Source organism: Brachybacterium sp. AOP24-D1-21 (genome assembly GCF_052378665.1).
Taxonomy (GTDB): Bacteria; Actinomycetota; Actinomycetes; order Actinomycetales; family Dermabacteraceae; genus Brachybacterium.
Map to the genome: position 1 here is coordinate 3,182,520 of NZ_JBQSXX010000001.1, position 23,099 is coordinate 3,205,618.

Genomic DNA, 23,099 nt, shown 5'->3' on the forward strand with positions numbered 1-23,099 from the left:
CGACGGGCGCGCCGCACGGTCAGACGACCGCCGCGTGCCCTGTTACCTGCCCGGTCTCCCGAGCGATAGCCCGCGCTGTCGCCCGCACTGTCGCCTCGAGTGCGTCCTCCCAGCTCGTCGGCTGCAGCTCCTCCTGGGTGGTGAGGATCCCCGGCCGCAGCACGCACGGCGCGTACCAGAGCCCCGCGATGCCGTGCAGCTCGCGGGCGAAGGAGTTCAGCGGTGCCAGCGCGCGCACGGCGAGGCGGGGGATGACCAGCGGCCGACGCCCACGTGCGCCGAGGAGAGCGCTGGCTGCGGTGATCAGCTCCGCCTGGGAACGGGCGGGTGCGGAGGGTGCGTGCAGCACCGCGTCGCCGTCGGGAGCCAGGCGGTCAGCATGCCGCGCCGCATGGAGCATGGCTGCGGCGAGATCTGGGACGAAAGTCAGGGCGTGGGGCGCCGCGGGATCGCCGACGACGATCGGCCGCGAACCCGCGGCGATCCGCTCGATGAGCATCGCGGTCACCACGGCCGCGCCGGTGCCCACCGTCGTCGGCCCGGACAGGTCTGCGGCGACGAGGCTGAGGGTGCGGGCGTCGTGGATCCGACGCTGTGCGAGAAGCTGCCCACGGATCTCTCCCTTGGCGTCGCGCGGCGACAGAGGGGACCCTTCGGCGAGATCCGAGGCCCCGCCCTGGAATCCGTACATCGACTCCGGGAAGACCACCGGGATGCCGGCCGAGGCCGCGGTGTCCAGCACCGCGAGCTCCCGCGGCGGCAGCTCCCGCGCCCAGACCCGCGCATCGTAGGGAGCGTGGAAGCAGGCATGGATCGCCTCGGCGCCGGAGGCCGCCTCTTCGAGCACGCCGGCATCGAGAAGATCCCCGGTGACACGGCGGACACCCGGCTCCGGCGGCACCGCGGTCCGGCGCAGCACGGTGACGGTGTCCCCGTCGGTGAGGGCGCCCTCGATGATCGCGCGGCCGATCTGTCCTTCTCCGATGACGAGGTGATGCATGAGGACCTCCAAGATGTGAGCACTGCTCTCTATGTCGTGAGTTCAGTGAACACCGCTCTCGGTTTCGAGTCAAGAGCACCGCTCTCGTAGTGTGGGAGGATGCGGCCATGACTCCCGCACCTCGCTCTCCCGGCCCGAGGGCTCTCGCGCGCGAGCGCACGATGGCGCGCATCGTCGAGCTCGGTAATGCGCAGCTCGTCGAGCAGGGGGTCGCGGGGCTGAGCGTGCGCGAGATCGCCCGCGGCCTGGGAATGGTCTCCTCAGCGATTTATCGCTACGTGAGCAGCCGGGATGACCTGCTCACCCTGCTGATCGTCGATGCCTATGCCGACCTGGCCGACACCGTGGACATCGCTGTCGCGGCGGCCGGAGCGACGGCCGACAACGATCCCCGCGCACGCTTCCTCGCCCTCGGGGGCGGCATGTGCTCCTGGGCGATCGCGCACCCCGAGCGGTGGACGCTCCTGTACGGCACCCCCGTGCGCGACTACAGCGCGCCGGCGGACGCCACGAATGCTGAGGGCACGCGGGTGATGCAGGCGGTGCTGCGCATCGCCGCCGACGCCGCCCACGAAGGCACCGCCGCCTCCTGGGAAGTGCCGGACCTCGCACCGGAGGTCACTGCGCTGCTGGAGAGCCATCTGGTCGAATTCGGCATCGAGACCACGCCGGCCACGGAGTTCGCGGCGCTGACCGTGTGGAGCAGCCTCGTCGGGGTGATCAGCGCGCACGTGTTCGGACAGCTCGGAGCCGATGCGGCAGCGGTCGGCGACCGCATCCTCGTTGCCCAGGTCCGGATGCTCGCGGACGTCATCACGCCGGCCTGACCACGCTGCCGTCGAGCGTCAGTGACGAGCTTCGGCCTCCTGCAGAGCGCTCAGCGCTGCGCGGACCACGGTGCCCAGCGTTGTCGGCTCCCGCAGCGTCGCGCCGTCGGCCGAGGGGGTCACCACCACCCAGCGGGCTCTCCCGCGCCGGCGCATCCGGCCGATCTCGACGCTGCGCCCGGTGGACAGCGGGATCAGCAGGGCCCCGCTCGGCCCGACCAGCAACCGACGCTCGAGATCCGGGCGACGTTCCAGCAGGAGGGCGCGGATCGTCTCCCGCTCCGCATGGGCGGTGCCGCCCGAGGCGGGGTGCGCGAGGATCGAACTTGAGGAAGACATGCCCCGAGGCTAGGGACGGGGTGTGACAGCCCACGGGAACCCGTCGCGGCGCTCGCCACTCCTGGCGACGGTCAGCCGGCGGAACCGAGATCGGAGAGGGCCCGCACCCACGCGGGCTCATGCCGCCTGACGTGGTCGGCGACGTCCCGCCAATGCTCGCCATGGCCCGAGGTGAACATCGCACCCCACGGCTCACGACCCTCCCGGTCGGCGTCGCGCAGCATCGTCCACATCGCCTCGGCGCGGGCCGCCATCGTGCGCGGCAGTCGTGCCCGGAGGTCGGCGTCGGCCCCGTATCCCTCGATCAGGGCGGCCAGGCGACGAGCCGCGGCGGCCGGCTCCTCGGCGACATCGTTCAGGGTGAAGGCCTGTGCGGAGTACGCGAGATCCCACAGCCGGGTGCTCGGTGCGGCACCATCCCAGTCGATGAAGACCCAGCGCTCGCCCAGGATCAGGTTCCACGGCGTGAGGTCCCCGTGGCAGATCAGGTCCGGTGAACCCTCCGGCACCGGGAGCAGCGCGTCCCAGGGAGCCGGGGCCGACGGGGCGAATCCTGCACTCGCGTCATGGATCGACCGGATCATCCGGCCCACCCTCCTGAGCTCGTCAAGTCGCAGGGGAGGGGCATCGAGGGCGGAGGTGCCGGGCACGAACTCGAGGACCTGCCGACCCTGCTGGTCCCGGCCGCGGACAGCGGGCACATCGATCCCCGCCGCCGCGACCGTGCGCATCAGCTCGTGCACGGCCGGTGTCGTCGGCCCCCAGGGCTTGCGCACGGTGTCCCCGACGCGGACCACGCCCGCGGTGGCGTTGCCGCCCTCGAGCGGCTGCCCGTTCTCGATGCTCATCCGATGACCGTAGTCGTTCCATGAGGGCCCGAGGTGCCCGGCACGTCGGTCACAGACCGGATCCTCAACAACGTGTTGACAACAGGGTGTTGAGGGTCAATGCTGGGGACATGCATGACACCACCGAGAGCGACCCGGCGACCCCCAGCGACGCCCGGCGGCACCTACGGACGGCCGGTGCCCAGGACCTTCCGCCGCGCCCCTGGCAGCACCCGGCAGAGCCACCGGACGCCGCGACCCTGCTCCGCTATGCCCTGTGGCGGGCGAACCGGGCCGACGGTGCCGCCTCGCCCGAGGAGCTGAAGGCGGCACTGACGATGATCGAAACGGCCCGATCCGATCTGGACTCGCTCGAGGTCGCCCTCCTGCTCACCGCACGCGCCGAAGGCATGACCTGGGCGGAGGTCGCCGAAGCGCTCGGCCTGCAGTCTCCGCAGGCGGCTCAGCAGCGATACCAGCGGGTCTCGCAGCGGCCGACGGCGAGCGACCCCGACGGCCACGATCCGGCATGACCGCCGCGCGCTCGGGAACCGAGCTGCTGACCCTGCAGGCGCTGCGCCTCGCCGGCTTCGCCGATGCCGACGTCATCGCCGATCGCGCCCTGCTCCCCGCTGACGAGATCCTCACCGTCATCGACCAGGCCACCCGTACCGGGCTCGTGGAACCCCTGAGCTTCGCCGAGGCCCACGGCTGGATTCTCACCGACCTCGGGCGGGCCCACCTCTCCGTGCTGCTCGCGCGGGATGTGGACGGAGCGGGAGCACGTGAGGTGCTGTCCGCGACGAGCACCGAATTCGAGCGGCCGGCAGGGATCAATGCCCGCTTCGTCGAGACGGTCTCGATGTGGCAGCTGCGATCGACCTCTCCCGTGCAAGCCGTGCCCGATGCCGAGGGGGCACGGGAGCTCGAGCAGCTGCTCACCGCGCTCACCGCTCTCGGACGGGAGCTGCGCTCCCTGCTCGCCCCGCTGCTGAACTGCCTTCCCCGCTTCGGCCGCTACCCGGCGCAGTACGACATCGCGGTCGGTCGAGCACGCACCGAGGGCCTCCGCTGGGTCACCGGCGTGGGAGTCCTGTCCTGCCATGCCGTCTGGGCCGAGCTCCATCAGGATCTGCGATCCTCCACGGGCGAGGGCCAGATGAACGAGAGCGCGCGATGACCAGGCGCACCCTCTACCTCGCCCGACACGGTGAGGCCGATGCGCTCGGCGTGCTCACCGAGCGCGGACGCGAGCAGTGCCGCAGGCTGGGACGCCGGCTCGCGGGCTGCCCGATCGACGTGGTCTGGCACTCCCCGTTGCCGCGCGCGACCGACAGCGCAGCGGTGATCGCCCGCAGCCTTCCTCACGTGCTGGTGGACGAGGCGGCGGAGCTCATCGACCACATCCCGTGCGTTCCTGACCTGGCGGCCGTGACCCCTCCCTGGGCGGGGTTCTTCGACGGCTTCGGAGCGGAGGAAGCGGCCGCGGGGTCGCGCATCGCCCGCAGCCTCACCGAACGCTTCGCCCGAGCGCACACCGCCGAGGCACGGCCGACGCACGAGGTGCTGATCACCCACGCCTACTCCATCGCGTGGATGGTGCGCGACGCGCTGGGCGCACCGCCGGAGAGCTGGATGTCCCTCGCCGGGATGCCGAACGCGGCGCTCACCGTCATCGAGTACGACGACGGCCCTCCGCTCGTGCACTTCGTCGGCGAGAGCTCGCACCTGGTGGGTCTTGCCGCCGCTCCCGCGCCGGGAGCGGAGCGCTGATGCTCCACGACCTGCGCGATGCCCGCCCCGAGACGTCGGGAGGGAAGGCCGCCGCACTGGGGGCTCTGCTGCGCGTCGGGATCGAAGTGCCGGCCGGCGTCGTGGTGTCCGTCCAGGCCTACCGCCGGCACCTGGACCATCATGGGCTCCGCCCTGACACCGTCCCCGCCGCCGAGCTGGGCGAGCGGATCCGGCACGGACGACTCGATGCCGCCGTGGTCGCCGCGCTCGAGCCCCTGCTGCGGACGGAGTCCGGACGTGCCGCTGGCGCCCAGGTCGCAGTCCGCTCCTCCGCCACGAACGAGGACACGGCCGGGGCCTCGGCCGCCGGCCAGCACGAGAGCATCCTTCCGGTCCAGGGGAGCGATGCCGTCCAGGCGGCGATCCTCCGGTGCTGGGCGTCCCTATGGTCACCTCATGCACTCGCCTACCGAGGGGCGGGCGAGCCAGGGGAGTCCACCGCGCCGGAGATGGCGGTGATCGTGCAGCGCTACCTCGACGCGGACGTCTCCGGAGTGCTGTTCACCGGTGAGGAGAGGATGCTCGAAGCGGTGCGGGGCCCCGGTGAGCAGCTCGTCAGCGGGGTCGTCACTCCGGACTCCTGGAGGATCGGTGCACGGGGCATTCTCGGGCGACGGCCCGGGGACGGGGAGCAGCACGAGATGTCCCTCAGCGACGCTCAGGTTCATGAGCTGATCTCGCTCGGGGATGAGGTGGCCTCCGTGCTCGGTGCCGCTGCCGACATCGAATGGGTCCTGCGCGGTGATCGGCTCCACGTGCTGCAGGCGCGGCCGATCACGGCACCGGTGCCCCGCCCACCGCAACGCAGCGATCCGGTGCACGGGACGCTGCAGGGCGCTCCGGCGAGCGGCGGCGTCGCGACCGGCACGGCCAGGATCGTGCGCGGACCGCAGGACTTCCGCCGGGTGCGCCCGGGTGACGTGCTGGTCTGCCGGTCCACCGATCCCGCCTGGACCCCGCTGTTCCGAATCGCCGCGGCCGTGGTCACGGAGACCGGAGGCGTGCTCTCGCACGCGGCGATCGTGGCCCGGGAGCTCGGCATCCCGGCCGTCCTCGCGGTCCCCGGAGCGGTGACAGCGATCCCGGACGGCGCCGTCGTCACCGTCGACGGGGACCAGGGGATCCTCCGCCGATGACGACCTCCGGGCAGGACAGCCCGCACGTGACCGCGATCGATGCCCACGGCGCCGGTGCCATTGACGCCCCTACGAGCGGGGCCTAGGTTGCCGCCATGGGCACAAGAACCTCGGACGGCAGCGCGGGCGACGCGGACTACGGATCGATCGGCCGTGAGTACGCGCAGTATCGCCGACCTGATCCCCGCCTGTTCGAGGTGATCTCCGAGGCGCTCGGCGATGCGAGCACGGTGCTGAACGTCGGTGCGGGCGCCGGCTCCTACGAACCCACGGACCGCAGGGTCACGGCGGTGGAGCCCTCGGAGTCGATGCGTGCACAGCGCCCCGGGCACCTGTCGCGCGCTCTCGACGGCACCGCCGAGAGCCTGCCCTTCTCGGACCGTTCCTTCGACGCCGCGATGACCACCTTCAGCGTGCACCAGTGGCAGGACACCGCGGCCGGACTGCGTGAGATGCGGAGGGTCACCCGGGGACCGGTCGTGATCCTCACCTGTGATCCGCAGCGGGTGGAAGATTTCTGGCTCACCGAGTACGCGCCGGAGGTGACCGCCACCGAGGCCCGCCGCTATCCGGGGCTCGACGAGCTCGAGGCAGGACTTGGCGGGCGCGCCCGCAGCGTTCTCGTCCCCATCCCGCTGGATTGCACCGACGGTTTCAACGAGGCCTACTACGGGCGGCCCGAGGGGCTGCTCGATCCGGGAGCTCGGCTCTCCTGCTCGGCATGGAGCTTCGTGCCCGAGGACGCCACGGAGCACTTCGCGCAAGAGCTGGGCGGCGACCTCGACAGCGGCGCCTGGGACGCGCGGCACGGCACGCTGCGGACCCTGCCGCAGTACGAGGGCTCACTCGTCCTCGTCGCATCGCAGCCCTGAGATGACGCGGAGCCCCGAGCCGGTGCCCGGCCGCGCCGCACCGACGCTCCTGCTGCTGAACGGTGCCCCCGGCAGCGGGAAGTCCACCCTCGCCGCGCTGCTCACGGCCGAGCGCCCCGGCGCGCTCGCCCTGGACATCGACGCGATCAAGCACTCGCTGGGCCGCTGGGACGAGGACCTCACGGCCTCGGGCCTCCAGGCGCGACGCCTCGCCGTGGCGATGATCCGGCGGCACCTCGCCGACGGGCACGATGTCGTCCTCGGGCAGTTCCTCGCACGCACTGCGTTCCTCGAGGAGCTCGAGCAGCTCGCCGCGGACAGTGCCGCCTGCTTCGTGGAGGCCGCGCTGGTCCTGGACGAGACGGCGCTCGCCCAGCGGCTGGCGGCGCGCCGCAGCGCACCTGACCGTCCCGAGCAGGCCGCCAACGACCCCTTCGTGGGCCCGGACGACGCCGCCGACCTGGTCCGCGCTCTCCAGGACGTGCTCGCCCTGCGGCCCGGCGCGCACCAGATCGACGCACGAGGTTCCCGGGGATCGGCCCTTGCAGCGCTGCGCGCGCTGCTCTGAGGCTGCGGCCCGGGGGATGGGGGAGCAGGTCCACTCTGCCGGGCTGCTGGTCCTCGCGGGCCGACGCGCACCCGTCGCCGTCCTCAGTCCCCGAGGATCGCGCCGGTCGAGGCGGACTTCACGAGCTTCACGTATTTGCCCAGCACGCCCTTGGTGAACTTCGGCGGCAGCGGCTCCCAGCCCTCGCGGCGCTTCTCCAGCTCCGCCTGGTCCACCAGCAGGTCCAGTGCGCCGGTGCTCACGTCCAGGCGGATCCGGTCCCCGTCGCGCACGAAGGCGATCGGACCGGCATCCACGGCTTCCGGGGCGATGTGGCCGACGCACAGTCCCGTGGTGCCTCCGGAGAAGCGTCCGTCGGTCATCAGCAGCACGTCCTTCCCCAGGCCCGCGCCCTTGATCGCGCCGGTGATCGCGAGCATCTCGCGCATGCCGGGCCCGCCCTTGGGACCCTCGTAGCGGATCACGACCACGTCGCCGTGGGTGATGGTGCCGTCGTTCAGGGCGTCCAGCGCGTGCTTCTCGCGCTCGAACACGCGGGCAGTGCCCTCGAAGACGTCCTCCTCGAAGCCGGCGGACTTCACCACCGCCCCCTCGGGGGCGAGCGAGCCGTGCAGGATCGTGATCCCGCCGGTGGGTGCGATCGGCGCGGAGGCAGGGCGCAGCACCTTCCCGTCGGCCGGGCGGGGGGCGAGGACCTCGAGGTTCTCCGCGATTGTGGAGCCGGTGACGGTGAGGCAGTCCCCGTCCAGCAGGCCTTCGTTCAGCAGGGTCTTCATGACCACCTGGATCCCGCCCACGTGGTCGACGTCGCTCATCACGTAACGGCCGTAGGGCTTCAGATCCGCGAGGTGGGGGACCTTCGCGCCGATGCGGGCGAAGTCCTCGAGGGTGAGGTCGACGTCGGCCTCATGGGCGATCGCCAGCAGGTGCAGCACCGCATTGGTGGAGCCGCCGAAGGCCTGGACCACCGCGATCGCGTTCTCGAACGCGGGCTTGGTCATGATGTCGTGGCTGGTGATCCCCTGCCGGAGCATCTCCACCACGGCCTCGCCCGCGCGGCGGGCATCGGCATCGCGGCGGCGATCGGCCGACGGGGGTGTGGCCGAGCCCGGGATCGACATCCCGATCGCCTCGGCGGCCGTCGACATGGTGTTGGCCGTGTAGAAACCACCGCACGCGCCCTCACCCGGGCAGATCGAGCGTTCGATCCGGCCGACGTCCTCGCGGCTCATCAGTCCACGGGCGCAGGCGCCGACGGCCTCGAAGCCGTCGATGATGGTGACGTCCTTCTCCTCGCCGCTCTCGAAGGTGACGCGCCCGGGCATGATCGTGCCCGCGTAGACGAACACGCTGGCCAGGTCCAGGCGAGCAGCGGCCATCAGCATGCCGGGCAGGGACTTGTCGCAGCCGGCCAGCAGCACCGAGCCGTCGAGCCGTTCGGCGCTCATCACCGTCTCGACGCTGTCGGCGATGATGTCGCGGGAGACCAGCGAGTAATGCATGCCGTCGTGCCCCATCGAGATGCCGTCGGAGACGGAGATGGTGCCGAACTGCAGGGGGTAGCCGCCGCCGGCGTGCACGCCGTCCTTCGCCGCCTGCGCGAGCCGGTCCAGCGACAGGTTGCAGGGAGTGATCTCGTTCCAGGAGCTCGCGATGCCGATCTGAGGCTTGTCCCAGTCCGCGTCCCCCATGCCCACCGCGCGGAGCATCCCGCGCGAGACGGTCGCGCCGAGCCCGTCGGTGACAGTGCGGCTGCGGGGCTTGATATCCGGGGCGGAGAACGTGGCGTCGGCGTCGGGGGAGGAAGTGTCTGCGGTGCTGAGGGCGTCGTCGGCGGTCATGGCCCGACTCTATGCCTGGTCCTCATACCGGGGAAGCCCCGGCCGACTCAGCGGATCCGCGCGCCCTCCCCGAGCCGGGTGTACCGGCTCAGCTGGGTGACGTGCTTCGGGGTGAGGTCGCTCAGGCTCGAGACCTGCAGCAGCTTCATCGTCCGCTCCACCTCCTCGGAGAGGATCTGGATCATCCGATCGACCCCGTCCCGGCCGCCGGCCATCAGGCCGTAGAGATAGGCCCGGCCGACCATCGTGAAGTCGGCGCCGAGGGCGATCGAGGCGACGATGTCGGCGCCGCTGCGGATCCCGGTGTCGAGGATGATCTCGAGGTCGTGGCCCACCTCGCGGGCCACCTCGGGCAGCAGATGGAAGGGCACCGGGGCACGGTCCAGCTGGCGCCCGCCGTGGTTGGACAGCACGATCGCGTCGACCCCGAGGTCGGCGAGCTTCTTCGCGTCCTCGAGGGTCTGGACCCCCTTGACGGCGAACTTCCCGGGCCACATCTCGCGGATCTGCGCGAGGTCCTCGTAGTCGATGCTGGGATCCATCGCGGAGTTCAGCAGCTCGCCGACGGTGCCGCCGGTCGCGCTGAGGGAGGCGAACTCGAGCTTCGCGGTGGTCAGGAAGTCCCACCACCACCAGGGTCGCGGGATGGCGTTGACCACGGTGGACAGGCTCAGCTGCGGAGGGATCGAGAAGCCGTTGCGGGCATCGCGCAGGCGCGCCCCCGCCACCGGGGTGTCCACGGTGAAGAACAGCGTGTCGTAGCCGGCCTGCGCCGCCCGTTCCACCAGACCGTAGGAGATCTCCCGCTGCTTCATCACGTAGAGCTGGAACCAGTTGCGTCCCAACGGGTTCTCGGCCTTGACGTCCTCGATCGAGGTGGTGCCGAGCGTGGAGAGGGTGAAGGGGATCCCGGCGGCACCGGCCGCGCCCGCCCCGGCGATCTCCCCCTCGGTCTGCATCAGCCGGGTGAACCCCGTGGGAGCGATGCCGAAGGGCTGGGCGGAGCTGCCGCCGAGAATCCGGGTGGTGGTGTCCACCTGGGAGACGTCGTGGAGGATCGAGGGATGGAACTCGACGTCCTCGAAGGCCTCGACGGAGCGGGTCATCGAGATCTCCCGTTCCGCAGCGCCGTCGGTGTAGTCGAACGCCGCTGCGGGTGTGCGGTGCTTCGCGATCGTGCGCAGGTCATCGATGGACAGCGCCGAATTGAGTCGGCGGCGGCGCGAGTCGAGGTCGATCTGCTTGAACTTCATGAGCTCGAGGAGCTCTGCGGGGCGGGGGACCTGACGCTTGACCATGGGAATTCTCCTTGCGGGTGGACGGTTGCTGTGGGAACGAGGACGGAGCTGGGTCAGAGGGTCGGGATCATCCACGACAGGACGGTGGACTGGAGGCCGACGAGCAGGCACAGGGCCAGGAGCATGCCGAGGCTCCACCAGATCACCTTGCGGAAGATGGCGGATTCCTGGCCGAGCAGCCCGACGGCGGTCGCGGCGATCGTGAGGTTCTGGGGGCTGATCATCTTGCCGACCACGCCGCCGGAGGTGTTCGCCGCGACCAGCAGGGCGGGATCCAGTCCGGCTTTCTCGGCCGCGGTCTGCTGCAGGGTCGCGAACAGGGCGTTCGCACTGGTGTCGGAGCCGGTGACCGCCGTGCCGAGCCAGCCGAGGATCGGGGAGAGGAAGGCGAAGGCCGCACCGGTGCCGGCGATCCAGGTGCCGATAGTGATCGTCTGCCCGGACAGGTTCATCACGTAGGCCAGGGCCAGTACCGAGGCGACGGTGAGGATCGAATAGCGGAGCTTGACGAGGTTTTTGAGGTAGACGTCCGCGGCGTCCCGGAGCGAGAGCTTGTAGACGATCGCGACGATGATGCCGGTGATCAGCAGCAGCGTGCCCGGGGAGGAGAGCCACTGGAAGGAGTAGACGGTGCTGCCGGCGATCTCGCCGTCGGCCGTGAACACCTTGCCGTCGAGTCCGGGCCAGGAGATCCTCAGGTCGGTGGAGGCGAGGAAGGAGCTGAGAAGCGGCACCAGCTTCGAGGCCGAGAAGATGACGATCACCAGGAGGTAGGGGAACAGCGCCATGACGACGCGCCCCGGGGTGAGCCGCACATCGGTGCGCGGGGTGGTGGCCAGGGCAACGCCCGCACCGCCGGCATCCACCGGGCCGGTGTCGGAGTCCTCCTGCTCGCGCTCGCCGCGCATCTTCTCCAGGGCGTCCCTGCCGCCCTCGGGCTTCCAGAACTGGAGCATGATCACGGCGGCGGCGAGACCGGCCAGCGAGGCGATGATGTCGGTGAGCTCGACCGAGATGAAGTTGGACGAGACGTACTGGCTGATCCCGAAGACGAGGCCGACCACGAGGGCGAGCGGCCATAGCTGTTTCACCCCGCGCTTCCCATCGACCAGGAAGACCAGGAACAGCGGGACGACGGCCGCGAAGAACGGAGTCTGGTGGCCGATGATGGCACCGATGTGCTCGTAGGGGATCCCGGTGAGGTTTCCAGCGGTGATGATCGGGATGGCGATCGCGCCGAAGGCGACCGGCGCGGTGTTGGCGATCAGCACCACCGTCGCTGCGCGCATCGCGGTGAAACCGATCGCCATGAGCATCACGCCGGTGATGGCGACGGGCGCCCCGAAGCCGGCGAGCGCTTCGAGCAGACCGCCGAAGCAGAACGCGATGATGATCGCCTGCACGCGCGGATCGTCGGAGATCGCGTCGATCACCAGGCGCAGGTCCTCGAAGCGGCCGCTGCGCACGGTCAGCTCATAGAGCCAGATCGCGTTCAGGACGATCCACATGATCGGGAACAGGCCGAAGGCGAGGCCCTCGGTCGCGGAGAGGGTGACCAGATCCACCGGCATGCCGTAGGCGACAGCCGCGACCAGCATCGCGACGCCGAGTGCGGCGAGGCCTGCCCAGTGGGCCTTCCAGCGCAGCACGCCGAGGGTGACGAAGATGGTGACCAGGGGGAGGAGCGCGACGAGCGAGGAGAGCAGCAGACTGCCGGCGAGCGGTGCGAGGTCTGGGGTGTACATGGGAGCCTCCGACACACATCAGCCGCGGTGCTGCACAGCATCGCCGTCGATGTCGTGCCTCGTGAGTCGGTGAGGAAAGGAATGGTAGACCGTGGTGTGGTCTGACCATACGACGGATACTAGGCTCTCGAGCGCCGGAGGACAAGACCCCGGTAGCCCTCGAGAGCCGGCTGTGCTAGAACGTGAGAATGGTCGACAACACGCATGACAATGAGGTCAGACCGCAGAGCGCCCGTTCAGGGACAGCGGGAGCCGCGTGGAGGCCGGTCGCGCGCAGCAGCACGCACCGGCTGGTCATCGATGCGATCGAGGACCAGATCATGACCGGGGCGCTCGCCGTCGGCGACCCCCTGCCGCCCGAGCGCGAGCTCGCCTCCCGGCTGCAGGTCAGCCGCGCGGGGGTGCGTGAGGCGATCCGGGTGCTCGAGGCCTACGGGGTGCTGCGCTCCGAGGTGGGCTCCGGCCGGGGGGCGGGAACCTTCGTCTCCGCACTGCCGAGCGCCGCCCTGGAGCAGTTCCTGCGCCTCCATGTCGCGCTGTCGAACTTCCGTCTCCAGGAGGTCATCGAGACACGGATCCTGCTCGAAAGGGCCAGCGCCTCGCTCGCCGCCGAGCGCGCCGATGCCGAGGTGCTGGCCGAGCTCGAGCGACTGCTGGCGGTGATGGATGCGCCAGGCGTGAGCCGGGAGGACTTCAACGACGCCGATACCGCGTTCCACGTCGCGATCGCCCAGGCCGGCGGCAATGCGCTGTTCTCCGACATGACCGCGGCGATCCGTGCGTCGCTGCGGGCTCCGATCATGGAGGCGTTCACGAAGGTCGCGCAGTGGGAGGACATCGCGGGGATGCTGCGCGAGCAGCATCATGCGATCTTCCAGGCGATCTCCCGCGGGCACGCCGAGGAGGCGGCGGAGCTCACCGCCGCGCACATCCGCGCCGCCTCGACCATGCTGCCGGACCTGCCCGCCGACTGACATCTATAGGAGCTCCCGCGGCTCGAACGCGCCCACGCCCCGTCGGCAGGACACGCCCCGTCGGCAGGGCGGGGCGTCGGCAGGGCGGGGCGTCGGGCGCTTCGCTCGGGAGGGCAGCTCCCCGAGGCGCTGCCCTCAGGCGCCGGGCACCTCGCGTTCATCCGGGCCGTCGTAGACCGACAGCGGGCGTATCAGCGCATTCGCCGCGCGCTGCTCCATCACATGGGCGGTCCAGCTCGTGACCCGCGCGGCGATGAACAGCGGGGTGAACAGCTCCGTGTCGAAGCCCATCAGGTGATAGGTGGGGCCGGCCGGGTAATCGAGGTTCGGCTTGATGCCCTTGGCCTCGTCCATTGCCTGCTCCAACCCGTTGTACAGACCCAGGATCTCGGGACGGTCGAAGTGGGTGATCATCGAGTCCATCGCCTGCTTCATCGTGGGCACCCGGGAGTCGCCGTGCTTGTAGACACGGTGCCCGAAGCCCATCACCTTCTTCTTCTGCGCCAAGGCGTCCTCCATCCACGCCTTGGCGCGGTCCTTGGCCTCGGCCTCGGTCTCCTCAGGACGGATGCCGAGCTCGTCGAAGGTGTGCATCACCGCCTCATTGGCACCGCCATGCAGTGGGCCCTTGAGCGCCCCGATCGCCCCGGTCACGGCCGAGTGCAGGTCCGACAGGGTCGAGGTGATGACGCGGGCGGTGAAGGTGGAGGCGTTGAAGGAGTGCTCGGCGTACAGCACCATTGAGATGCGGAAGGCATCGACCACCTCGGGGGCGGCCTCCTCGCCGAAGGTCATCCACAGGAAGTTCTGCGAGTAGTCCAGCTCCTCGCGCGGCGGGATCGGCTCCGTCGGCCCACCGGCGCGCCGACGCCGCTGCTCGTAGGCGATCACTGCCGGCAGCTGCGCGAACAGGCGCTTGGCCTTCTCCAACTCGGCTCCGGGGGAGGAGTCCTCCGCGGCGGGATCGAGTGCGCCGAGCACCGAGACGGCCGTGCGCACCGCATCCATCGGATGGCAGGTGGTGGGCAGCGAGTCCATCGCCGCCTTCACCTCGGGGGCGAGGGCCCGGTGGGTGCGCTCGTGGCGGGTGGCCTCGGCCAGCTCCTGCGCATCGGGGAGCTCTCCGATCCACAGCAGGTGCGCGACCGCCTCGAAGGGCTGGGTCGCGGCCAGCTGCGGCACCGGGTAGCCGCGGTAGAGCAGCGAGTTGGTCTCGGGGTTGACCTTCGAGATGCCGGAGACATCGGCGACGACCCCGTTCAGGCCCTTGCGGATCTCAGTGGTCTGGTCGTTCTCGCTCATGGCTCACTCCTGGGAATCGACGGCGGTGTCTGGGGTGGTGGACGTGCGATGGGCGGCAGGGACCTCGAAGTCGAACACGGAGGCGTCGAAACGGTTGTAGCCCTCATAGTCCACCAGTTCGTACAGGCGTGCACGGGTGAGCATCTCGGGAACGCGAGACTGCTGGGTGCCTTCGGCGAGGATCGTCTCCAGCACCCGCTCGGCTGCGCCCATCGCGGCGCGCAGCAGCGTGACGGGGTAGATCACCATCGCGACCCCGGTCGCGGCGAGCTGCTCGCGGGTGTACAGCCCGGACTTCCCGAACTCGGTCATATTCGCGAGCACCGGCACGTCCAGCGCCGCACAGACCTGCTCGAACTCACCCAGATCCTTCAGCGCTTCCGGGAAGATCGCATCGGCTCCGGCATCCACCAGAGCCTTCATCCGGCCGATCGCGGCGTCGAGCCCGTCGGTGGCGCGCAGATCAGTGCGGGCCATGACCAGGAAGTTCGGATCCCGGCGGCCGTCCGCCGCGGCGCGGATCCGCTGGGTCGCGGTTTCCAGGTCCACCATGGCCTTGCCGTCGAGGTGGCCGCAGCGCTTGGGGTTGACCTGGTCCTCGATGTGGCAGCCGGCGAGCCCGGCGTCCTCGAGCTCCTGGATCGTGCGGGCCACGTTCATCGGCTCGCCGAAGCCGGTATCGGCATCGATCAGGCAGGGCAGGTCAGTGGAGCGGGCGATCTGCGCACCGCGGGCAGCGACCTCGCTCAGCGTCGTCAGGCCCACGTCCGGCAACCCCAGTTCGTTGGCGATCACCGCCCCGGAGATGTACACCCCGGGGAAGCCCTTCTCCTGGATGAGCTTCGCCGACAGCGGCGTGAACGCGCCGGGAAAAGGCTGCGCTGCGCCGGGCGTCAGCAGGGCGCGCAGCTCCTGGCGCTTCTGCGCGGGAGTCCTGGTGGAGGACAGCATCAGAACAGCCCCTTCGGTCCGGCCGACGCATCGATCATGCCGGGGGCGGCCTGGATGTTCAGCCGACCCAGCTCCCCGGCGGGCAGCTGCGAGAGGTTCGCCGCGGCCTCGAGGAATCGTTCGATCTCCGAGGATTCGACGAGGCCGTCGGCGAGGGTGCGGAACTTGCCGATGTACTGCTCGCGGGCGAAGGGCCGGGCGCCCTGGGGGTGGGCGTCCGCCACGGCGATCTGATCCTCGATCACGGTGCCGTCGGTGAGCGTGATGACCACGGCGCCGCCGAAGGCCTTCTCCGTGAGGTCCAGGGAGTGGTACCGACGGGTCCACTCCGCATCCTCCTCGGTGGTGACCTTGTGCCACAGCGCCACGGTGTCGGGGCGGGCGGCCCGCTCAGGGGCGTAGGAGTCCACGTGATGCCAGGAGCCGTCCTGCAGGGCAACGGTGAAGATGTACGGGATCGAGTGGTCGAGGGTCTCCCGCGAGGCCGTCGGATCGTACTTCTGCGGATCGTTCGCGCCGGAGCCGATCACGAAGTGGGTGTGATGGGAGGTGCGGATCAGGATCGAGGCGACGTTGCCCGGATCGGTGGTCTCGGGATGCTCGCGGTGCAGCCGGCGGGCCAGGTCGATCCAGGCCTGCGCCTGGTACTCCGCCGAGTGCTCCTTGGTGTAGGTGTCCAGGATGGACCGCTTGGCCTCACCGGCCTCAGGCAGCGGCACCGTGTAGCGGGCATCGGGGCCATCCAGCAGCCAGGCGATCACGCCGTCCTCGCCCTCGTAGATCGGGACCGGGGAGGTCTGGCCGCGCATCGACCGGTCCGCCGCCTCGACGGCCAGCTTCCCGGCGAAGGCAGGGGCGTGGGCCTTCCAGGTGGAGATCTCGCCCTTTCGGGACTGACGGGTGGCGGTGGTGGTGTGCAGCGCCTGGCCGATGGCCTGGAACACGGTCTCGGTGTCCAGCCCTAGCAGGGTGCCGATACCGGCGGCGGCCGACGGGCCCAGGTGGGCGACGTGGTCGATCTTGTGCTTATGCAGGCAGATCGCCCGTACCAGGTCGACCTGCAGCTCATAGCCGGTGGCGATGCCGCGGATCAGATCCTGGCCGGAACGGCCGGTGTGCTCGGCGACGGCGAGAATCGGAGGGATGTTGTCCCCGGGGTGGGAGTAATCCGCGGCGAGGAAGGTGTCGTGATAATCCAGCTCGCGCACCGCCACGCCGTTCGCCCAGGCCGCCCACTCGGGAGAGGTGTGCTGGGCGATGCCGAAGACGCTCGCGCCGCTGCCGCCGGTGGAGACCGGGTGGCTGAGCGCCTGGCTGCGTGCAGAGACGATCGGGGCGCGATTCAGGGAGGCGATGGCGACCGAGGCGTTGTCGATGATCCGGTTGATGATCATCTCCTCGACCTCGGAGTCGACCTCGACCGGGTCGACGGCGACCTCGGCCATCTTCCAGGCCAGCTGGCCCTCGCGGGGCAGGTTCTCGTCGGAGCGGTGGACGCGGACGGCGTGGTCTCTCATGCTGATCTCTCCTGGGAGGTCGAGGTGGGGTCGGAGTTGTCGCTGTGGTCAGTGGGGGCTTCAGAGTCAGGGTGGTCGCCCTGCAGGTGGGCGAGGGCGTGGTGGAGGTGAACGACGGTGGTGGCTGCGGCGAGCTCCGGATCCCCAGCAGCGACGGCGTGAGCGATCGCGGAGTGCTCCCGAGCGGAGGCGGCGAGCCGGGTGGGGGAGTTGCGGGCCAGGCGGCGCAGGCGTCCCAGATGCAGGCGAAGTCCGCGCAGGGAGTCGGCCAGGTAGGAGTTGCCGGTGGCGCTGTCGAGCTCGGCGTCGAGCTCGGTGGTCAGGGCGTAGTAGCCGGTGGGGTCGGTGCCAGCGGCAAGTTCCACGGTGGCTCGATCGAAGCGGCCTGCAAGGCTGCGGAAAGTCTCACGCAGTGCGGGGCCGTCGGCGGGGTGGGTGGTGCGCTCTGCGGCGCGCCGGCTGGTGAGGGTCTCCAAGGCGATGCGCAGATCGAACAGCTGCGGGGCTTCGGCGAGCGAGACCGCGGCGACGACGACTCCGCGCCCGGTCGCTGGTGCCGCCAGCCCATCGGCGACGAGCCTCGAGAGGGCTTCGCGGAGCGGGGTGCGGGACAGGCCCAGGCGTACGGACTGCTCGACCTCGCCGAGGACCGTGCCTGGTGTGAGGGCGCCGTCGATGATCTCCTCACGGAGGGCCCGGTAAGCCCGATCGCTGGCACGCATACGGCCGAGTGTATACAGGGATAGGTGCCTGCGGCCTGAATCCCGCCCGATATCGAGGGTGTCCCGCACTTGTGTATACCGATGGGCGTGTGCCGCAGTGTCCGCGGTGCGCTCTGGGAGCGCGCCGGGCTCTGTCTGCGGGCTGTCAGAGTGTGCGGTGGCTGGCGTCGGGGTCTTGGGGGCCTTCGGTGTCGGGGCTGCGTTCGGGGATCCAAGGGTCTTCGTCCTCGTCGACAGGGACGTCACCGTTGACGAGCCGGGATTCTAGGGATTTGGAGTAGAGGGGGGCCGGGTCAGAGGCGATCTCGATGGTGCCGTCGATGTCCTGCCATTCGCCGCCGTTGACGGAGAACTGCCCGGAGAAGGTGGTGGTGAGGGTGATGTCGTACCAGCCTTCCTGGGTGTAAGTGGCTGAGATGGTTTCGGCGGGGTACGGCTTGCCGGGGTTCGTGGTCGTGATCGTGTTCCCGTCCCCGAGGTCCCAGTGATACGAGATCGGGGTGGCGCGGATCGCGACGGGGGTGTCCAGCAGCTCGGTGCTGAGTTCCTGGGTCTCGGGGTCCGTGTGCAGGACATTGACCATGTTGACCGGCAGCCAGCCGTCGACGGGGCCGGCGTGGGCCGCGAGGGGCTTGACCGGGAGGCGAGCGAAGTCTTCTCGCGTCACGGTGATCACCACGGGTGGTGCTTCCGCAAACTCGGGGGTGCCAGGCAGCGCGCAGCGGATCCCGAGGTCGACGTCTTCGTCACCCTCATTGTCGACGCGGATGCCGCGCTGAGTTACGCCTTCGACGGGTTCTGCGGTGCCGGTGTTGGCGCCGATCTGCAGGGCGTCTCCTTCGCCTGCGAAACGGCTGCCGTTCCCGGCCTCGCAGGAATCTGGATGTGGAGTGCAGGACCAGGTGGACCCGGAAGTCAGATCAGTCCCGCATCCGGAGAACTCAGATACGGGTACCCAGATGTAGCTGTAGCGGGGTGGGGTTGGGGGAGGCTTCTCTTCGTCAACGAGCTGGTCATCACCTCCTCCTCTGAGGTCTTCCTCGATTGTGCGTGCGCCAACGCCCACTTCTTTGTCATTGTTATCTACATCCCCTACGGGGTCATCCGGTACCTCTTCCGCAGTCTCGCCCGTGGCGGGTTCCGTGTCCGCCTCGCCGAGTGCGAAGACGGGCGGCGCCCACCCGGCCGAGAGAATAAATACAGCAAGCAGTGACAGTAAGGTCTGCTTGGGTGAACGGGATGGTTTAGTTATCGAGGTCAATTTCAGTCTCCGTGATATTCAGTCCCGCAACTACCCAGGTTCCCTCAGTCCAGTTCATGCCTGCGGCTGCCGTGTAAGCCTTTGCCGGCGTTGCGACTGGAGATTTGTCATCCAGCGCTGGTTCGATGTGCTCCTCAAGCGTGTAGATATATCCGACCTCGATGTCGAAATTATCCGCTTCATATGTCTTTATCCCATAATCGGAGATTTGGAAGGTTGACCAATATGCGCCATTCTTAGAAACGGAGTTGATGCTGGAGCCGAACTCGCTACAGGTGCCACATCCTTCGGCATAGAGGCTCTCGTGGATCTCAGCGGAGCCCGTCTGATGGCCCCAATATGTGATGGCGATGTAGTACCGGAACGCCTGCTCCGCCCCCTCAGGCGTCTGCTCATCCATCCCTGCGTACTCCGCAGGATCCGGCGGCGGGATGTCGGGCGCTGCGGCGGTGGGCTCGTCGGTCTCGGCGCCGCCTCCGTCACTCGGCTCAGTGTCACCGCCTCCGTCGCTCGGGGCATCGATGTTGATGCTCGGCGGGGCAGTGGTGACGGGTCCCTCCTCGCCGTCGCCGCATGAGGCGAGGCCGAGGAGGAGGGCGCCAGCGGCTGCGGCGCTGAGTAGGCGACGGGGCATGGAAGTGCCTTCCGGGAGTGCGTCAGATCACGGTCACGCTATCCAGGAACGCTCAGATTCGCCATCGCTTCACCGAGAATGTGGATAACCATGAAGCCCGAATGCCTCGATGGTCTCGCCGGGATCGAGCACTGCGGCGGGGTGCGGGCCCGCCTTCAACCAGGCCGAACGCCACTGGGCAACCTCTGGTGCGGCGAGCGCACCACCCGTCAGCAGCACCATGTTCCCGTCGGCGGGAGTGCTCAGCAGCGAGGCGTGGGTCAGGGTCCACACTCCCGAAAGGCCGGCTTCGGCGGAGGCGTCCTCGAGCTCGCGTACCTGGGCGGCGAGGAAGCGTTGGCCGGCGTCGTCACCGACGTTGACCAGTAGCAGGCCATCCGCTTCAAGATGGGAGAGCGCCTCGAGGTAGAAGTCCTTCGTGGCCAGATGTGCCGGTGACTCCTCCCCGGAGAACACATCCAGCACGATCGCATCGAAGCGCCGATCCTTCATCGCGGCGAGCTGCTCGCGGGCATCCCCGATGACGATCTCGAGGTCGGTGCCCTGCGGGAGTGGAAGGGCCGTGGTGACGAGCGTGGGCAGCTCCCGCTCGATCTCGATCACGAGCTGAGCGGATCCGGGACGGGTGGCCTGGACATAGCGCACCAGCGTCAGCGCTCCACCGCCGAGATGTGCGACCCGCAGGGGCTTTCGGCGCGGCCACGCCTCGTCGAGCACATTGGCCATGCGTCGCAGGTACTCGTGCACGATGTGTGTCGGATCCTCGAGGTCGACATGGGACTGCTCGACTCCGCCGATCTGCAGCGCCCAGCCGCCGGAGACCTCGTCCTTGACGATCCATGCCGGCTGATCGGAGAAGCTCAGCTGGGCACTGCGCTGCGCGCCGGGAAGGAAATCACTGGTGGTCATGGAGCCATTGTCCGCGATGCCGCGGTCCCTCCCTTCCCAGCTCGGCTCTCCCAGCCGCCGCAATCCTCCCAGCCGCCACAATGGAGACATGCACACCCTCGAACTCGGCGACCGCTCCTTCTCCGTCTCCCGTGCGACCGCATCCGAGGTGCCGGAGCTGGTCGCGCTCCTGGCGGACGACGTACTCGGTCAGGAACGGGAAGGTGCAGACCTCGCACCCTATGAGCGGGCTTTTGCGCGTATCGACGGTGACGAGAACCAGCTCCTGGTCGCTGTGAGGGATGACGCCGCTGTTCTGGTCGCGACGATGCAGCTCACGCTGGTGCCCTCCCTGTCTCGCGGTGGAGCCACCCGGCTGCAGATCGAGGCGGTCCGGGTTGCCACTGCGACGCGGGGGAACGGTCTCGGCACCGCACTGTTCGACTGGGCCCACCGTTGGGGTCGTGAGAACGGGGCACGGCTCGCGCAGCTGACTACGGATGCGGCCCGTACCGACGCGCACCGCTTCTACGACCGGCTCGACTACCTGCCGAGCCACGTGGGATACAAGCTCCCGCTGTGATGCCGTGTCGTCGGTGTCGGATCAGCGCTGCGGCCCCGAGTGCACATGGACGTGCAGGTGCTTCGAATCCTGATAGCTGCCGAGGTTCGTGAGCACTGCCGCGGCGCCATAGTCGCGTTCCACCTGGCGTGCCACCTGCTGGACCACCTCGAGCAGGGCCCGCAGATCGTCCTCATCTGCGGCGCCCGCCGAGGTGAACGAGGCGATGTGCCGCCGTGGCACCACCACCACGTGCACCTGCCAGAAGGGGCGGGTGTGGTGGAAGGCCAGTACGCGCTCATCGAGATGGACCACCTCGAGCGCTGCGGGATCCGGGATTGCGACGTCGCAGTAGAAATCGGTGCCGGTGTACGCGGGTGGCGGGATCGAAGGCTCCATATGCCCAGTATGTTCGGCCGGTTGCGTCGTCAGCACTACCTCCTCTACGCCTGCTTGTGACAGCATGTAGCGCGACTTATGAGTAAGGGTCCGCCCGCACTCTTCGGCGCAGCCAGCATGTGCCGAGAACCGACCGCCACCGGAGGATCATGTCCACCCCAGCCGCCGAGGCTCCCGTCGCCGACGAGACCGCCCCGAAGGACCGCTTCCCGCACGTCTACGTCATCCTCGTCCTGTTCGCGCTGCTCGCAGCGGTGCTGAGCTGGATCGTCCCGGCCGGTATGTACGACCGCGTCCCCGGCCCGAACGGCCGTGAAGTAGTCGACCCCGACAGCTTCTCCTTCATCGAGCAGTCCCCAGTCACGGCGATCGAGCTGCTCACCGCCATCCCGCGCGGGCTCGTCGACGCCGGGGCCATCGTGTTCTTCGTCTTCACCATCGGCGGCATGTTCGAGGTGGTGCGCCGCACAGGACTGATCGACGTCGCCCTCGCCGGCATCGCACGCCTCTTCGCCGGCCGCGGAGTCGTCGTCATCCCCGTGCTGATGGTCATCTTCTCCCTGATCGCGAGCTTCATCGGGGTGCCCGAGCTGTCGCTGGTATATATCCCGGCGATCCTCCCGCTGATCCTGAGCCTGGGCTATGACCGGGTAGTGGCCGCCGCCGTCGCGCTGCTCGGCACCGGCGCCGGCTTCGCCGCCGGGTTCCTCAACCCGATCAACACCGGGCTCGGCCAGCAGATCGCCGGGCTCGAACCCTTCTCCGGCATCGGCCTGCGCATCGCGCTGTACCTCGCCTATCTCGCCACCGCGATCGGATACATCATCTGGTACGCCCGCCGGGTCGCCGCGGATCCGACCCGCTCCGTCCTCCATGGCCACGTCGACACCACCGTGCGCGAACGGGACAAGCTCGACCTCGCCGCGACCCCGACCTTCACCGGTCGGCAGAAGGCCGCGGGCATCGCCCTTCTGCTGCTCGCCGGGCTGCTGGTGTGGGGCATCCTCACCCAGGGCTGGTTCTTCCCTGAGTTCGCGGGCATGTTCATCCTGATCGCGATCGTCGTGGGACTGGTCGCGGGGATGAAGACCAAGGACATGGCCGAAGCCTTCGACCAGGGCCTGCGAGACGTCCTCGCCGGGGCGATCATCGTCGGCATCGCCCGCGGCGTCGCGATCGTCCTCGAGGACGGCAACATCCTGGACACCATTGTGTTCGGGCTGGGGGAGTCCGTCGGCTTCCTGCCGCCGGTGCTCTTCGTGGTCGGGATGTTCCTGGTCCAGGCCGTGTTCAACCTGATCGTCCCCTCCGGCTCCGGCCAGGCGCTGGTGACCCTGCCTGTGCTCGCGCCGCTGTCGGACCTGCTGGGCGTGACTCGGCAGAGCGCCGTGCTCGCCTACCAGACCGGCGACGGCATGACGAACCTGATCTATCCCACCTCCGGGTACTTCATGGCCGCGCTCGCCGTAGGCCGGATCCCGTGGAACCGCTGGGTGCGCTTCTACGCCCCGCTGCTGGGGATCTGGGTGCTGATCTCGATCGGATTCCTGATCTTCGCGCAGCTGACCGGCTGGAGCTGACTCCGCCTCGGGCGGGGCGTCCCCGAGTCGTAGGCTCGTCGGGATCGCACTACTGACGGAGG

24 protein-coding genes are annotated in these 23,099 nt (G+C 69.3%); 10 read left to right on the forward strand and 14 right to left on the reverse strand.

Going from position 1 to position 23,099, the window contains the following annotated elements:
* Positions 1-19 precede the first annotated feature (19 nt).
* The gene (locus tag ACT3UF_RS14255) at positions 20-1,000 is read right to left on the reverse strand and encodes an NAD-dependent epimerase/dehydratase family protein (RefSeq protein ID WP_442331720.1); all 981 of its coding nucleotides are present in this window, start codon (positions 998-1,000) and stop codon (positions 20-22) included.
* 107 nt (positions 1,001-1,107) lie between these two features.
* Between ACT3UF_RS14255 and ACT3UF_RS14260 the strand changes: the two genes are divergently transcribed.
* Complete coding sequence (locus ACT3UF_RS14260) at positions 1,108-1,827, forward strand: TetR/AcrR family transcriptional regulator (RefSeq protein ID WP_442331721.1); 720 nt, start codon at positions 1,108-1,110, stop codon at positions 1,825-1,827.
* An 18-nt stretch (positions 1,828-1,845) separates the two neighbouring features.
* Here the strand turns inward: ACT3UF_RS14260 and ACT3UF_RS14265 are convergent, their stop codons facing one another.
* Together ACT3UF_RS14265 and ACT3UF_RS14270 are read right to left on the reverse strand one after the other, a co-directional pair.
* The gene (locus tag ACT3UF_RS14265) at positions 1,846-2,166 is read right to left on the reverse strand and encodes a hypothetical protein (protein WP_442331722.1); all 321 of its coding nucleotides are present in this window, start codon (positions 2,164-2,166) and stop codon (positions 1,846-1,848) included.
* Positions 2,167-2,237: 71 nt separating this feature from the next.
* Positions 2,238-3,014 (reverse strand): phosphotransferase, encoded by a 777-nt coding sequence (locus ACT3UF_RS14270; protein WP_442331723.1) that lies wholly within the window; start codon positions 3,012-3,014, stop codon positions 2,238-2,240.
* 110 nt (positions 3,015-3,124) lie between these two features.
* Here ACT3UF_RS14270 and ACT3UF_RS14275 point away from each other — a divergent pair, with 110 nt between their 5' ends.
* The 6 genes from ACT3UF_RS14275 to ACT3UF_RS14300 all read left to right on the forward strand — a co-directional run bounded on the left by ACT3UF_RS14275 (position 3,125) and on the right by ACT3UF_RS14300 (position 7,363).
* Positions 3,125-3,526: a hypothetical protein gene (locus ACT3UF_RS14275; protein ID WP_441446067.1), complete on the forward strand. Its 402-nt coding sequence runs from the start codon at positions 3,125-3,127 to the stop codon at positions 3,524-3,526.
* Positions 3,523-4,173 (forward strand): hypothetical protein, encoded by a 651-nt coding sequence (locus ACT3UF_RS14280; RefSeq protein WP_441446066.1) that lies wholly within the window; start codon positions 3,523-3,525, stop codon positions 4,171-4,173. The genes ACT3UF_RS14275 and ACT3UF_RS14280 overlap by 4 nt, the downstream gene beginning before the upstream one ends.
* Positions 4,170-4,766 carry a histidine phosphatase family protein gene (locus ACT3UF_RS14285; protein WP_442331724.1) on the forward strand — a complete coding sequence of 199 codons (597 nt, stop codon included), beginning with the start codon at positions 4,170-4,172 and terminating at the stop codon, positions 4,764-4,766. The genes ACT3UF_RS14280 and ACT3UF_RS14285 overlap by 4 nt, the downstream gene beginning before the upstream one ends.
* Positions 4,766-5,923, forward strand: coding sequence for a PEP/pyruvate-binding domain-containing protein (locus ACT3UF_RS14290; protein ID WP_441446064.1), 1,158 nt, complete (start codon positions 4,766-4,768; stop codon positions 5,921-5,923). Before ACT3UF_RS14285 ends, ACT3UF_RS14290 begins: the two co-directional genes overlap by 1 nt.
* A gap of 95 nt (positions 5,924-6,018) precedes the next feature.
* Positions 6,019-6,795, forward strand: coding sequence for a class I SAM-dependent methyltransferase (locus ACT3UF_RS14295; protein WP_441446063.1), 777 nt, complete (start codon positions 6,019-6,021; stop codon positions 6,793-6,795).
* 1 nt (position 6,796) lies between these two features.
* Complete coding sequence (locus tag ACT3UF_RS14300; protein ID WP_441446062.1) at positions 6,797-7,363, forward strand: AAA family ATPase; 567 nt, start codon at positions 6,797-6,799, stop codon at positions 7,361-7,363.
* 83 nt (positions 7,364-7,446) lie between these two features.
* Here the strand turns inward: ACT3UF_RS14300 and ilvD are convergent, their stop codons facing one another.
* Genes ilvD through ACT3UF_RS14315 form a run of 3 tightly spaced genes read right to left on the reverse strand, consistent with a single transcriptional unit; the run spans position 7,447 to position 12,247 of the window.
* Complete coding sequence (ilvD, locus tag ACT3UF_RS14305) at positions 7,447-9,204, reverse strand: dihydroxy-acid dehydratase (RefSeq protein WP_441446061.1); 1,758 nt, start codon at positions 9,202-9,204, stop codon at positions 7,447-7,449.
* Between the two features lie 47 nt (positions 9,205-9,251).
* Complete coding sequence (locus ACT3UF_RS14310) at positions 9,252-10,502, reverse strand: alpha-hydroxy acid oxidase (RefSeq protein ID WP_441446060.1); 1,251 nt, start codon at positions 10,500-10,502, stop codon at positions 9,252-9,254.
* A gap of 53 nt (positions 10,503-10,555) precedes the next feature.
* Complete coding sequence (locus tag ACT3UF_RS14315; protein ID WP_441446059.1) at positions 10,556-12,247, reverse strand: L-lactate permease; 1,692 nt, start codon at positions 12,245-12,247, stop codon at positions 10,556-10,558.
* A 188-nt stretch (positions 12,248-12,435) separates the two neighbouring features.
* Between ACT3UF_RS14315 and ACT3UF_RS14320 the strand changes: the two genes are divergently transcribed.
* Positions 12,436-13,221 (forward strand): FadR/GntR family transcriptional regulator, encoded by a 786-nt coding sequence (locus ACT3UF_RS14320; protein WP_441446058.1) that lies wholly within the window; start codon positions 12,436-12,438, stop codon positions 13,219-13,221.
* Between the two features lie 135 nt (positions 13,222-13,356).
* Here the strand turns inward: ACT3UF_RS14320 and ACT3UF_RS14325 are convergent, their stop codons facing one another.
* The 7 genes from ACT3UF_RS14325 to ACT3UF_RS14355 all read right to left on the reverse strand — a co-directional run bounded on the left by ACT3UF_RS14325 (position 13,357) and on the right by ACT3UF_RS14355 (position 20,517).
* The gene (locus ACT3UF_RS14325; RefSeq protein ID WP_442332795.1) at positions 13,357-14,523 is read right to left on the reverse strand and encodes a bifunctional 2-methylcitrate synthase/citrate synthase; all 1,167 of its coding nucleotides are present in this window, start codon (positions 14,521-14,523) and stop codon (positions 13,357-13,359) included.
* Positions 14,524-14,526: 3 nt separating this feature from the next.
* Positions 14,527-15,474: a methylisocitrate lyase gene (gene prpB, locus ACT3UF_RS14330; RefSeq protein WP_442332796.1), complete on the reverse strand. Its 948-nt coding sequence runs from the start codon at positions 15,472-15,474 to the stop codon at positions 14,527-14,529.
* The gene (locus ACT3UF_RS14335; RefSeq protein ID WP_441446123.1) at positions 15,474-16,991 is read right to left on the reverse strand and encodes an MmgE/PrpD family protein; all 1,518 of its coding nucleotides are present in this window, start codon (positions 16,989-16,991) and stop codon (positions 15,474-15,476) included. Before ACT3UF_RS14335 ends, prpB begins: the two co-directional genes overlap by 1 nt.
* Positions 16,988-17,713 carry a GntR family transcriptional regulator gene (locus tag ACT3UF_RS14340; RefSeq protein WP_444608396.1) on the reverse strand — a complete coding sequence of 242 codons (726 nt, stop codon included), beginning with the start codon at positions 17,711-17,713 and terminating at the stop codon, positions 16,988-16,990. The genes ACT3UF_RS14335 and ACT3UF_RS14340 overlap by 4 nt, the downstream gene beginning before the upstream one ends.
* A 145-nt stretch (positions 17,714-17,858) precedes the next feature.
* Positions 17,859-18,380 carry a PKD domain-containing protein gene (locus ACT3UF_RS14345; protein WP_444608397.1) on the reverse strand — a complete coding sequence of 174 codons (522 nt, stop codon included), beginning with the start codon at positions 18,378-18,380 and terminating at the stop codon, positions 17,859-17,861.
* 577 nt (positions 18,381-18,957) lie between these two features.
* Positions 18,958-19,608, reverse strand: coding sequence for a DUF6318 family protein (locus tag ACT3UF_RS14350; RefSeq protein WP_444606200.1), 651 nt, complete (start codon positions 19,606-19,608; stop codon positions 18,958-18,960).
* 69 nt (positions 19,609-19,677) lie between these two features.
* Positions 19,678-20,517: a spermidine synthase gene (locus tag ACT3UF_RS14355; protein ID WP_441446127.1), complete on the reverse strand. Its 840-nt coding sequence runs from the start codon at positions 20,515-20,517 to the stop codon at positions 19,678-19,680.
* A gap of 88 nt (positions 20,518-20,605) precedes the next feature.
* Here ACT3UF_RS14355 and ACT3UF_RS14360 point away from each other — a divergent pair, with 88 nt between their 5' ends.
* Positions 20,606-21,079 carry a GNAT family N-acetyltransferase gene (locus ACT3UF_RS14360; RefSeq protein ID WP_442332779.1) on the forward strand — a complete coding sequence of 158 codons (474 nt, stop codon included), beginning with the start codon at positions 20,606-20,608 and terminating at the stop codon, positions 21,077-21,079.
* A gap of 21 nt (positions 21,080-21,100) precedes the next feature.
* On the opposite strand, the gene ACT3UF_RS14365 is transcribed toward ACT3UF_RS14360, so the two are convergent.
* Positions 21,101-21,457 carry an HIT family protein gene (locus tag ACT3UF_RS14365; RefSeq protein ID WP_441446129.1) on the reverse strand — a complete coding sequence of 119 codons (357 nt, stop codon included), beginning with the start codon at positions 21,455-21,457 and terminating at the stop codon, positions 21,101-21,103.
* Between the two features lie 149 nt (positions 21,458-21,606).
* On the opposite strand from ACT3UF_RS14365, the gene ACT3UF_RS14370 reads away from it, so the two are divergent.
* On the forward strand, positions 21,607-23,037 hold the full coding sequence (locus tag ACT3UF_RS14370) for a YfcC family protein (RefSeq protein WP_441446130.1): 1,431 nt from the start codon (positions 21,607-21,609) through the stop codon (positions 23,035-23,037).
* Positions 23,038-23,099: the final 62 nt, after the last annotated feature.